Annotated in this window: 9 protein-coding genes; all 9 read left to right on the forward strand. The window is 63.8% G+C overall.

All coding sequences use genetic code 11. The features are described from left to right. The first annotated feature begins 6 nt into the window (after positions 1–6). The 9 genes from ASD50_RS09170 (at position 7) to ASD50_RS09210 (ending at position 12810) form a co-directional block, all read left to right on the forward strand. A complete protein-coding gene (locus ASD50_RS09170; RefSeq protein WP_056239412.1) occupies positions 7–2295 on the forward strand; it encodes a hypothetical protein in 2289 nt (762 codons plus the stop codon). Next, the gene (locus tag ASD50_RS09175; RefSeq protein WP_156464990.1) at positions 2292–3218 is read left to right on the forward strand and encodes a hypothetical protein; all 927 of its coding nucleotides are present in this window, start codon (positions 2292–2294) and stop codon (positions 3216–3218) included. The genes ASD50_RS09170 and ASD50_RS09175 overlap by 4 nt, the downstream gene beginning before the upstream one ends. Beyond that, a complete protein-coding gene (locus ASD50_RS09180; protein ID WP_056239426.1) occupies positions 3206–4972 on the forward strand; it encodes a hypothetical protein in 1767 nt (588 codons plus the stop codon). The genes ASD50_RS09175 and ASD50_RS09180 overlap by 13 nt, the downstream gene beginning before the upstream one ends. Positions 4973–4985: 13 nt before the next feature. Further along, positions 4986–7475 carry a hypothetical protein gene (locus ASD50_RS09185; RefSeq protein WP_056239431.1) on the forward strand — a complete coding sequence of 830 codons (2490 nt, stop codon included), beginning with the start codon at positions 4986–4988 and terminating at the stop codon, positions 7473–7475. 271 nt (positions 7476–7746) lie between these two features. Next, positions 7747–8910 (forward strand): transporter substrate-binding domain-containing protein, encoded by a 1164-nt coding sequence (locus ASD50_RS09190; RefSeq protein WP_056239433.1) that lies wholly within the window; start codon positions 7747–7749, stop codon positions 8908–8910. Beyond that, the gene (locus ASD50_RS09195; protein WP_056239435.1) at positions 8907–9551 is read left to right on the forward strand and encodes an ANTAR domain-containing response regulator; all 645 of its coding nucleotides are present in this window, start codon (positions 8907–8909) and stop codon (positions 9549–9551) included. Before ASD50_RS09190 ends, ASD50_RS09195 begins: the two co-directional genes overlap by 4 nt. 16 nt (positions 9552–9567) lie before the next feature. Next, complete coding sequence (locus ASD50_RS09200) at positions 9568–10797, forward strand: urea ABC transporter substrate-binding protein (protein WP_056239438.1); 1230 nt, start codon at positions 9568–9570, stop codon at positions 10795–10797. Positions 10798–10872: 75 nt separating this feature from the next. Next, the gene (locus tag ASD50_RS09205) at positions 10873–11745 is read left to right on the forward strand and encodes an ABC transporter permease subunit (protein WP_056239441.1); all 873 of its coding nucleotides are present in this window, start codon (positions 10873–10875) and stop codon (positions 11743–11745) included. A 6-nt stretch (positions 11746–11751) separates the two neighbouring features. Beyond that, a complete protein-coding gene (locus tag ASD50_RS09210; protein WP_056239444.1) occupies positions 11752–12810 on the forward strand; it encodes a branched-chain amino acid ABC transporter permease in 1059 nt (352 codons plus the stop codon).

The raw sequence follows: 12810 nt of genomic DNA on the forward strand, positions 1-12810 counted from the left end.
ACGGCCGTGCTGTACCTTGCTCCGCCATTCTTCGAAATCGAGGGCGTTGTCGTCGGGCGCGACTACAGCGATCCGCGCCAGTACTGGTACTACCCCAACCGGCCGCGCATCGCGGTGGACGAGCAGGGGCGGCCTGCGGTGCGCCTGCTCATCTACAAGGAGATACTCCAGAACCTCGATGCGACCGACGACGAGGTCGCTGCAGGCTTCCTGATCTTCGACACGGTGCTCGACTGGGAGCCCGAGCGGCTCAAGAAGGTCGCGGCGAAGATCAAGCAGGACATGGACCTCGACGAGCTGCCGCGACTGTCGCCGCTGCAATATCGCTCCGGCAAGGTGAGGCTGAGCTTCCTCGACCGCAAGAGCGCCTTGCCGGGCGACCCGCCGCCGCCGGAGGAAGACATTCCGGTCAGCGAATGGGTCAGCTTCATCGAGTCGTCGGGCGTTCCCTCGCTCTACGGCGAGAATAGGGCGATGTTCAGCGTCGAGCTGACCGCCAAGGGAACGCGCTTCATCCTCGGTTCGTTCGACGGCTTCATTCCCGCCGGCGTCGTCTACGAGCTGAACTATGTGGCGATGCAGCGCGCCTACAACGTCAAGGTCGAGGCCGACTGGTCGATCGTCTACGACTACATCCGCGACTACGAGCAGGACCGCTTCCTGTTCTGGAACGACGAAGTCGAAAAGATCGTCGAGAAGCTGGTCGAGAAAAAGGTGATCAAGATCACCGGCTCGATCGAGGGCGTTGGCGACGAAGGCATGGAAGGCGAATACGCTGAAGTGCGCAAGCAGCTGACGCAATTCGTCTACGAGAAGTTCTTCGAACCGAAGATCAACCCGAAGGAATTGCTCGACAAGGACACGCCCGGCGCCATCGTCTCGCTCATCGCAGGCGTGCGCGACACCGGCCTGCCGATGCAGTTCGGCGGCTCCAAGCGCGAGCTGCATGTCGACCAGCTGCGCAGCTTCGAGGCCGACTTCACCACCTATCGCGCCGTCGAACGCATGATCGCGCCGCAAGGGCACCTGAGCGTCTTCTGGGAAGACCTCGGCCTGACCAAGGACCAGGTCGTCACCGTCGTCGACGACAAGGCCGAAATCTGGAAGATCGCCGAACTCGGCATCATCGCCGTCGCCAGGTTCGGCGACGATGCGATTGCGCATATCGTCGTCGATGTCGTCTATGGCGGCCTGATCGACGGCCGGCCGGCACCCAACGCGCGCACCTTCAGCGTCGTCCTGGATGACAGGAACCGCAAGGGCTCGGTGCGCAACTGGTTCGACCCCGCGCTCGGCACAAGCTTCCATTACCGCTACACGGTGGCTTTCGGGCCGGATGCCACGGTCGGCTCCGACGTCCTTATGACCTCCGAGTGGATCGAGGCAATCGGCAGCGACGTCGCCGTGACCATCAATCCGTCGAACCTCATCGAACAGCGTTCCTACGAGTTCCAGCGCTCGTCGCTTTTGAAGTCGGACATCTTCCCGCAGGTCGTCGTGCGCCTGAACTACACCGACCCCGACACGGGCTGGCAGTACGACCGCTCCAAGGTTCTGGATGCTGAACATCCGTCGTGGACGGCGGAATTCCGCGTCCGCAAGGGCGCGCCGAAGGACGCTGTCTACCAGGCGCAGTTTCCCCATGCGGGCGGCACGATCTCGCAGCCCGAGCGGCCCGCCAGCACGCTCATCATGCTGAACGACCCGCGCGAGAACCTCGTCCGCATCAAGCTGATGGTCACCGACCAGCAGAACTTCCAGCAGGCGATCGTCAACCTCGAACATTCCGATCCGGCTAACGACATCTTCGAAAGCGATACGCTGGTCATAGCGGCTCAGAACGTCAACGACGCGCATGAATGGCAGTTCCGGCGCGCGCCGGGCGCTCGCGCCCGCTACCGCTACAACTTCATCCTGTTGAAGACCGACGGCACGGTCCTCGAAACCGACTGGGTGGAAACGGAAGCTCCCTCGCTGCTGATCGGCGAGAAGACGGCGCGCAAATGGGACATCCGTCCGCAGCTGATCGGGCCTTCCCTTGCCCAGAACGGCGTCGAGCGGATCAGCGTTGCACTTCTCTACGAGGACGCCGCCAACGACTACCGGGCGGCCAAGGAAATCGTCTTCACCCAGCCGGGCGAGGCCGGCGGGCTGGAACTCAGCCTGCGCAATCCGGCGCTGCGCGACTACGTCTATACCGCGACCTACAAGATGGCGAGCGGCTTCGACCGCAAGCTCGGACCGATCAGCTCGCGCGACAGCTTTCCGGTCATTTCCACGGTGCCGCCGACATGATGGCGCGCGAGGTGGAAAAGGGCAGCCGCGTGGATGTGCTTTGGCTAAGCGCGCTCCTGGCGGGCCTCGGGACGCAGGCGGAGGCCGCGTGCGAAAAGCTCGGCGTTGCCGCCGTCCAGTCGGGTGGCGGGCGCATGTGCATCGACGGCGGCGCGAGCGGGCTGATCGCCCTTGCCGCACCCGGGCCGCGGCTGTGGGAAGCGCATGTCCTGTGCGGCATCGATGCCGGGCACCAGCATTGGGTCGGGACCAGCGTCGGCCCCGGCGGGCAGTCGCTGTCGCTCGAGCGCCGGCTTTACCGGGGGCGTGGCGAGGCGGCGCTTGACCAAGCGAGGACGATGGCATCCGCGCATGGAGAGGCGGCCCTTGGCTGTTTCGACCGGTGGCACCGGTCGCTCGGATCGTTCGGCCGCATCTATTCGGTCGGCCGGGAAGGCACGGACTGCGTGCGGGTCGGCTGGCAGATCGACCGCCACGTCGATGTCCAGGCCCTGGTTGCTCCGCTCATCGGGCAGGACAACTGGAACGCCGCTGCCCGATCGCTGGACGCGGTGCATGGCTTCGACCTCGCACACACCGCCGGGCCGTGGAGCCTGTCGGTCGACGTTGCGGCACCTGAACGTGGCTGGCGCCTCGGCTCCACCCGCTGGTCATGGGCGATCGACGACCACGCCAAGCGCCAGCGCCTGGCGCGCTGGATAGCCGGGCATGGCGGCGATGCCGGCTATGCCTGCGCACTGCACGACCTTTTGTGCGGCCACAAGGCCGGGCGCGCCGGCTCCATCGGCCGCGCCGTCGAAGGCGACGTGCGCGACGGATGCGTCGTCGCCGCAATCGCTTATCTGGGCGCGCGCCTTTCGCCGCCCGACCGCTTGCCGGGGCATTCCGGCGGATCCGACAGGAGGCTGACATGGGTTGGGTAAGAATTCACCCTTTCATCGCGAACTGGCCGGGCGGCGGCGATCCGCCGGTGTTCGAGATCAACAGCAACGAGAACGGCGAGGCCGTGGTGGAACTGGCCTGGGACCCGCAGGCGCTGCTCCATCCATCGACCTATCCGGACCTGCTGCGCTACTACTGCAGCGCTATCGGCATCAATGGCACGATGGCCAAGGACGGCGGCGGCACGATGACCGTCAATGTGCCTGCCGAGCGCATCACGCTCAACGCCAACCGGGCTACCTGGGTGATGCCGAAGGCGCTTTGGGCGGCCTATGTCGAGGAGAGCCTGAAGACGCTTAACTCGCCGCCGACCAGCACGTTCTCGCGCAACCTCTATTACCGCGTCAGCGTAACGCCGCCGGGCGGATCGAAGGCGGAGATATGGCCCCCGGACCATGTTCTCGGCGGTCAAAGGGTCACGCTGCCGCCACCGGACGACAGCGGCGTCATCGACCGCGCTTCGGCAATGGCGGCGCCGCATATCGGCATACTGGCGATCTCCGCCACGCCAGCCTCGCGCGTGGTGCCCGATACCGCGGCGGTGCAGGCGATGGGCGGCATCCCCTTCCTGCCCAACCTGTGGGGCACCATCCTCACCACCATCTGGAACCAGTTGCCGGAAAACGATGCCAACCGGATGTCGCTGGCCACCGTCTTTGCGCACCCCGAGTTCAAGCGCCTTGCGGTGCCGGAACGCGGCGGCGTGCTGCGGCTGTGGCTGCTTTCCAGCCGAATCCGCAAGGACATCCCCGTCCTGCTGTCGCGGCAGGCAGTGACCGGCAGCGGCGTTCTGACCCCGATCCTGAATAAGATGGCGCTGAAGGGCGGCAAGACGCTTCTTACGCTGCTGCTCGACCTGCTGAACGTCCATATCCACCCCGACCTCGTCGTGATGACCCGCGACGAACTGGTGGCGGACGTGCTGCACGAGGTGCTCGACCCGAACGGACGGGTGAACCAGGGTGCTGCCGGAACCTGCGTTCCGACTTCGATCCAGACCATGCTGATCACCGTCAACCCGGCCGAATATGTCCGCTTGCAGGTCGGTTGGCTGAGCTCGGAAGGCAAGGTCGAACTTGCCAACGGCACCATCGTCGCGCTTCCGCGCGGCGTGTTGCAGATCGCGCGCTATTCGCAACCCGACGCGCCTGCCTCCACCGGCTTTTACGCCCGCAACTATGCCGAACTGGCGTTCCAGGCCTCGGCCATCAAATACGCCCATGCCGGAAACTTCCCAGCCGACACCGGCAACGAGGCCAGCGCCAAGGCGATGTTCAAGTATGTCCACGAGAACGGCCTGTTCCCGGACCAGACCAAGCGGCTGCTGGAAGCCCTGTTCGCGGTGACCTTCACCGGTTCGGCGGTGGCACCGACCAACTCCTCGACCACCGTATCGATCCAGAACAGCATTGCCGACGGCTTGTTCGCGGCCATTCCGGCCAAACAGCAGCAGGTGCTGGTCGCCACCTATTGGGGCATCCCACCGCAGGGGCCGCCACCTCCCGGATCGAAATATGGGGCGCATGCGGTACTGGCCCTGCGCCACGAAGGCGGGCGGCTGTTCTTCAAGAACCCGCAATATGCCGGGTCCCTCCCGTCGGGCGTGGACGGCGGCACCGCGAACAATCCACCGCGCCGCTACGAGAACGTCTCGTCGACGCTGGAATCGATCTCCGACGCGGATCTGCGCAAGTGGATCTATTGGTACTTCACGCCGGACACGGCAATCATCTGAGGGAGGCACGACAATGCTTTATCTCGATTCCCCAGTCGGCTCGATCGCGGGCCTGACAATCTTCCGCGACCATGCCGACCCGAACCTTTTCTACTACGCCTGCGAGCGGCCCCGGCTGGCCATGAACGGCACCGTGCCGGAGTTCGTGTTCCTGGTTTACCAGCGCGACATCACCGACAATCCCAACCTGTCGGCGGACGCCAAGGAGCAACTGGGCGGCGGCTTCCTCGCCTTCACCGTCGACCTCTCGGTCGACAAGAACCAGCTCGACGAGGCGCGGCGGCTGCTCGGACGGTTCGCCGAGGGCACCGTCAACCTGGCCCCCCTCCAGTACCGCAGCGGGACTGTCAGGCTCTCGATCACCAAGGACACCGCCGAAGCCCCCGGGGCAACGGGAGACGCGCCCAAGGGCGTCAGCTTCTTCGAAGAGGTGTACGGCACCAGCAAGCCTTCGCTGCTCAGCGACAACCGCGCCACCTTCGGCGTCATGCTGGACCATGAAGGCGCGCTCCTGATGGAGGCCGCGCTGAAGTCCGGCATCAGTCCGATCGGGGTGATCTACGATCTCGAATATCTGGGCATGCGCCCGGCCTTCAACGTCAAGATCACCGCCGACTACAAGCGCATCTACGACCATCTTGAAATGCAGTTCGGCATCAAGGGCGGCGTCGGGCCGATCTCGGCCGCCGTCGACATCGGCCTTGCCTGGCAGAAGCTGCGCGAGGACGGCTCGATCAAGGTCGAGGTCGTCAACTTCACCGACGACGAGAATTTCCGCAAGCAGGCCGATGCGGCCTTCGACTGGTTCAAGACCGAACTGCTGCGCGATTTCTTCAAGTCGTCGCTCGAACCGCCCAGCTTCATGAAGCAGGGCCAGTCGGCTAACCTTCTCGGCGCGCTGCAATCGCTGCTCGGTCCGTTGACGGAAGGCCAGCAAGGCCCGTCCAAGCCGACCATGGGTGCGCCGACCACGCTTGCGCCGACGCCGACCGCGCCGCCGACAACGCTCGATTCCGGCACCCAGACCACCGCCGATCGCAACAAGGCGGCGACGGCTGCCGCCGCACCGCAGGCGGACGGCGCGGCCAAGCCCGCCGGCAACGGCGCGCAGTTCGGCCTGCAGGTCGGGTTCTCACTCAAGATGTACCATCAGGAAGAACTGAAGACGCGCAGCTTCGAATATTCGATGCAGGCCGCCGTGGCCCGCACCGCCGCGCCGCAGGGCCTGTTCTCGACGATGGTCAACGGTCTCGATCTTTCCCGCGCCATCAAGCGCGTTTCGCTCGATGACGACTTCTTCAAGCACATCAACGCGAAGTTCCAGATCGCGGCGGATCTCGAGCGGGACAAGATCGATCTCGTCACCATCAACATCGAGTATCCGGGCGTCCGTCCTGCGGGCGTGCAGCCCGAGCAGGTGGGCGGCGTCACGTTCACGCCGCAGGACAAGACGCCAAAGTCATTCCGGACTTTCCTCAATGACGATCTCGACTTGCGCTACCGCTACAAGATGGATGTCCACTTCGCCGCCGACAGCGAGTGGGAAGGCAACGAGCCGCATTTCTCGTCGGACTGGATCGTAGAGACGGGGCAGGCGCCGCAGGTCAATCCGTTCGATGCAGTCGACAGGCTGGACGTCGAAGTCACTGTCGCAAGCGACGTTGCCGACCCGGTGCAACAGGTGCAGGTCGATCTGCTCTACGACGATCCTGCTGTCGGCATGCGGGCCGAGAGGTCGTTCAACTTCAAGCCCGGCGATGCCTCGAAACGCTGGAAGCTGCGCTTCCCGGAAGGAGCCAAGCATGGGTTCCGGCATCGGGTGACCTACTTCCTGACCGACAACGTGCGCTACCAGACGGACTGGGTCGAAACGGGGGAGATCACCACGGAAGCGACTTCGCTCGTCATCCACGGACCGTTCCAGAACACGCTGCGCATTCCGGTGATCTCGCTGCTCGATCCTTCCCAGATCATCGAGGCGAGCGTGGACATCATCTACTCGGACCCGGCGCGCGGTTACGAGCGGCGCGAGCGCGTGGTCTACGGCCCGGAGGAAAGCAGCCAGTCGCGCAAGCGCAGCATCGCCATTCCCACGCTGGATGTCGCGCCCAAGGGCGTGACGTATTCGGTCAGCGCGATCCGCAGCGACGGGACCGTTTTCGAAACACCGCAAGCAGAAGTCTCGCCCGGCAAGACGATCATCGTCAGCGACGGCGTGGGAGAAACGCGCATCATCAAGGTCGAGCTCGCCAATCCCGACATTGCCGGCGCCGGCCTGGCGGCGGTCCGGGTGCGGGTGCGCGGCAAGGGCGAGATGGCGGATCAGGATGAGGTGCTGTTCCGCCCCGGCGACAACACGCCGAAGACGATTACGCTCGTGCAGCCGATAGAGGGCGCCTTCGCCTATTCCTATGAGGTCGAGGGTTATTCCCTGCTCGGCGTGCCCAAGGCAGGTGCGCGCGCGGAAACAAGCGACATGACGCTGCTTGTCGGCCTTCCTTAAGGCGCAACGTGCGTCTCCGCATCGACCTTGGCGCCTGTTCTCGAACAGGCGCCAAGCGCATTTATAGCCGGCTAATTAAGCTTGTTGGCCGGGCTGAACCGGCCGTCTTTGAATTAAATTTCACCCGAGGTTGACAAGCCGTACCTTTCCATTCAACTATTGTCGTGCGCTGGGCAGATGAGCCCGAGCGGCGCAAAATTTGCATGACATATTGATGGCAAGAGTGCCCACAGTGCCAACTGTCGGGCACCTTTTTGCTTTGAGGGAGGTCATGGCAAAAGCGCAATACCAGATCGGCGTGCTGTTTTCGCAAAGCGGACCTTATGGGGCGGTATCGCGCTCCATGTACAACGGCGCGATGCTCGCATTCGATGAAATCCGGGCATCCTCGGACATTCCGTTTGCAATCGTGCCCATCGTTGCCGATCCGGCCGGCTCGTTCGAGCAATATGCCAATTCCAGCCTGGGCCTGCTCACCGAACACGGCGTGCGCCACGTCGTCGGCTGCTACACCTCGTCCAGCCGCAAGGACGTCATTCCGCTTTTCGAGAAATACGACGCGCTGCTGTGGTATCCTTCGCACTACGAGGGCTTCGAAAGCTCCTCGAACGTCGTCTACACCGGCGCTGCGCCCAACCAGCACATCATCCCGCTGATCGAGTTCCTGCTCGCCAACATGGGCAAGCGCGCCTACTGCATCGGCTCGAACTACATCTGGGCGTGGGAAAACAACCGCATCCTGCGCGAGGCCCTCTCCGCTGCCGGCGGAACGGTGGTGGCCGAACGCTACACCGCGGTCGGCGATACCGACCTGTCGAAAACCATTGCCGCGATCCTCGAGGCAAAGCCGGACTTCATCTTCAACACGCTGATCGGAACAAGCGCCTACCACTTCTTCCAGGGCTTCCGCGCCGCCTGCAGGCAACGCGGCATCGACCAACCTTTGGAAATGCCGGTGGTGAGTTGCAGCCTCTCCGAGCCTGAGCTGGGAGAAATCGGGCCGCAGGCCATGGACGGCCACATCTCGTCCAGTGTTTATTTCTCTTCCATCGAGACGTCCGCCAACCGGCGCTTTACGGCAGCCTACCGCGAGCGGTGGCCGGACAGCTCCGCGGCCTCGGCGGATGCGGAAGCTTCCTATGTCGCGGTAAAGATGCTTGTCGCGGCAATTGCCGCCGCGGGCTCCGACGATGTCGAGGCGGTGCGCAAGGCGCTTCCCAGCCTGACGATCGATGCGCCGCAGGGAACCGTCAAGATTGACGGGCCGACCAACCACGCTTTCCTGACCCCGCGCATCGGCAAGTCGAATTCGGCCGGCCAGTTCGAAATCCTGTGGCAGGCCGACCATCCCGTCCAGCCCGACCCCTATCTGGTAAAGACCACGCCCCGCTATGCGATCCGCAACAGCTTACCGAAGCTGAGGGCGGTCAAATGAGCGAACCGCGCATCATCCAGAACTTCATCGGCTACCGCGCCACCATCGCCACCGAGCAGCCGGGCGCGGTCGAGCAGCTTCAGGACATGCTGACCAAGCTCGGCATTGCCTTCGGCATGGCCGAGATCGGCGACGGCAAGCTGCAGATGGATCCGGGCGACAAGGATGTGCTGTTCATCGATTCGGATCTCAACGTCGCCGTCGAGACCGGCGCGCTGGAGCCGAGCCGGTGCCTGCCGGTCATCGGCATCATCGGTGTCGAAGCGCCGAGCCGGCTGCGCTCGCTGATGCAGCTTGGAGCCACCGCCACCTTGCGCAAACCCGTCCACCGGGCCGCAGTCTATTCGGCGCTTTTCGTCGGCATCAACGAATTCCGCCGCCGCCGCTACCTTGCCGACCGGGTCGACGAGCACGAGCGGCGGCGGCTGATGCGAAAGAGCCTCGTGCAGGCTGTACTCATCGTGATGCGGCGCACCGGCTCCGACTACGCCGCAGCCTACGACCAGCTGCGCCGCGAAAGCATGCGTTCGCGCCAGAGCCTCGAGGATTTCTGCGAAACGTTCATCCAGGCCAACGGTCCCGAATTGGATGAACCCCAAACACCCATCGGGACAAACAGGACCTACGCCAAAAAACACTAACCGGAGGAGAATCGAAATGACTGTAAGATTGTTACAGGCAGGCACACTGGCGTGCGCCTTCGCCTTGTCTGGCACGGCCTTTGCCGCCGATCCGATCAAGATCGGCGTGCTTGAAGACCAGTCGGGCGACTTTGCCGCCGCGACGATCGGCAAGGTCCACGCCATCGAACTGGCCACCGAGGAGATCAACAAGGCCGGCGGCATTGCCGGGCGCCAGATCGAACTGGTCGTCTACGATACCCAGTCCGACAACAACCGCTACCAGGAGTTCATGCGCCGCGTGCTCCAGCGCGACAAGGTCGACGTGGTGTTCGCCGGCTTCTCGTCGGCATCGCGCGAAGCCTACCGCCCGATCGTCAACCAGTTCGACGGGCTGGCCTTCTACAACAACCAGTATGAAGGCGGCGTCTGCGACGCCAACATGATCGTCACCGGCGCGGTGCCCGAGCAGCAGTTCTCGACGCTCATCCCGTGGATGATGGAGAAGTACGGCAACAAGGTCTACACCATCGCCGCCGACTACAATTTCGGCCAGATCTCGGCTGAATGGGTGCGCAACATCGTCAAGGAAAACGGCGGTGAAATGGTGGGCGAGGAGTTCATCCCGCTCGGCGTCTCGCAGTTCTCGCAGACGATCCAGAACATCCAGACCGCCAAGCCCGGATTTGTCGTCACCCTGCTCGTCGGCGCCGCACAGGCTTCCTATTACGAGCAGGCAGCGTCGGCCAATCTCGGCCTGCCGATGGCGTCCTCGGTCAATGTCGGCCAGGGCTACGAGCACAAGCGCTTCACCCCGCCGTCGCTTGCCGACATGTATGTGACCACCAACTACATCGAGGAAGTCGACACGCCTGCCAGCAAGGCGTTCCTGGAGAAGTTCCACGCCAAGTATCCGAACGAGCCCTACGTGAACCAGGAAGCGGCGAACTCCTACATCGGCATCAACCTCTACAAGCAGATGGTCGAGCGCGCCAACGGCTCCACCAAGCGCGACGACCTGCGCAAGGTGATCGCTGAGGGCGACGTCTGCTTCGACGGTCCGTCCGGCAATGTCTGCCTCGATCCGAAGAGCCAGCACATGTCGCACACGATCTATCTCGCCCATGTCAACAAGGACCATTCGATCGACTTCCCGAAGGTCTGGGACAACATCAAGCCTTACTGGCTGGGCGATGCGGGCTGCGATCTGACCAAGGCCGATCCGGACGCGCAGTACACGCCGTCCAATCCTCCGCCTAAGCAGTAACCACCACGAATTGGGGCGGGCGCGATCCGTCGCGCCCGCCTGCACGCCTGCCTGTTTGCCCGATCGGAGCGCCTTATGGATTTTGTGACAACAATCGTGTCGTCGGCCTATCAATTCGGCGACGCGTTCGCGTTTCTGGTCCTTTCCGCCTGCGGCCTCGCCGTCATTTTCGGCATGATGGGCGTCATCAACCTTGCGCATGGCGAATTCATCATGTGCGGCGCCTACATGACCGTGTTCGCGGTCAACTGGGGCCTGCCCTTGCCGCTGGCGATCATCTGCGGCAGCCTTTTCGCCGGCCTCGTCGGCATGATCATCGAGCGCCTCGTGGTGCGCAGGCTCTATTCACGTCCGCTCGATTCCATCCTCGCGACATGGGGCGTCAGCCTCATCGCCTCGCAAGGCACGCTGATCCTTTTCGGGCCGACCATGCGCGGCGTCGGAACCCCGCTCGGCAGCTTCATGGTCGGCGCGCTGTCGTTTTCCTATTATCGCCTCGTGCTGATGGCGACGGCGCTGGCGGTGCTGGTGCTGCTCTATCTCGTCTTCAACAAGACGCGCTTCGGTGTCCTGGCGCGCGCCACCATCCAGGCGCCCCACATGGCCAATGCGCTCGGTGTCGACACCAACCGCGTCTACGCTTTCACCTTCGGCATCGGCGCTGCCCTTGCCGGCCTCACCGGCGGCATCTACGCGCCGACCATGACGATGATCCCGACCATGGGCACCACCTTCATCATGGAAGCCTTCGTCACGGTCGTCGTCGGCGGCGCAGACGTATTCCTCGGCACCGCGCCCGCCGCCGCGCTGCTTGCGGTGGTGAAGGCCTCCCTCACTTCCTGGCAGGGACAACTCGCCGGCCAGATCGGCCTGCTCCTTGCCGTCATCCTCGTCATCCGCCTGCTGCCGAAAGGCGTGACGGGCTTCATCCTGAAAGATCGGGCCTAAGCAACAATGACATTGTCACGGATCTTCAAGCGGCTGGAAGGGCCGCAGACCATGGGCAAGGGGCGCGTGTTCTGGACCGCCTTCGTGGTCGTGCTGGCGGTAGCGCTTGCCTATCCGCTGTTTGCCGACGGCTACGATGTCGGCAACAACATCTACTTCCTCAACTGGACCTTCATGGCGCTCGGCCTCAGCCTGATCTGGGGCTATGGCGGCTCGCTGTCGTTCGGCCAGACGGCCTTCTTCGGCGTCGCCGGCTACAGCTACGGCATCCTCACGATCAATTTCGGCACCGCCTACGGCTTCGGCATCATCTCGGTCTTCGCCGCCATCGCCATCGCCGCCCTGTTCGCCGCCATTCTCGGCTACTTCCTGTTCTTCGGGCGCATCAGCGGCATCTTCCTCGGCATCGTCACGCTGTCGGTGACGCTGGCGCTCGAGCGCTTCATGGCCCAGACCGCCGGCCCGGAATGGACGGTCGGCTCGGCGCGCCTCAACGGCTTCAACGGCATGAGCGGCATGCCGCCACTGACCTTGCCCTGGTTCGGCGGGGAGATCGTGCTCTATCCGGACATCGGGCTTTATTATCTCGTGCTCGGCCTTCTGGTGGTCGTCTATCTCGGCCTGCGCATCCTGGTGAATTCCAAGTTCGGCAACATCCTCGTGGCGCTGCGCGAAAACCCGCAACGGGCCGAGATGCTCGGCTACGACATCCGAAAATACCAGCTTGGCGGCTTCGTCATCGGCGCCGCCCTCGCGGGCCTCAGCGGCGTGCTCTACACAAGCTGGGGCCAGTACATCACGCCGTCATCGATGGGCATCACGGCTGCCGCGCTGCCCATCATCTGGGTCGCCGTCGGCGGCAGATCCGACCTCACCGCCACGCTGATCGGCACGCTGGTCGTGCTCTCCGCCTTCCAGGCGCTGACCATCTACGGCAGCCAGTATGCGCTGGTAGTGATGGGCCTGCTTCTGGTCTGCACCGTGCTCATGGCTCCCAAGGGCCTGATCGCCAATGCCGGCATCCTGCTCGGCTCCCTGTTTGGCCGCAAGAACGGGGGCAAGTAG

It is taken from the genome of Mesorhizobium sp. Root552, from assembly GCF_001427285.1.
In the GTDB taxonomy this organism is placed as follows: domain Bacteria; phylum Pseudomonadota; class Alphaproteobacteria; order Rhizobiales; family Rhizobiaceae; genus Mesorhizobium.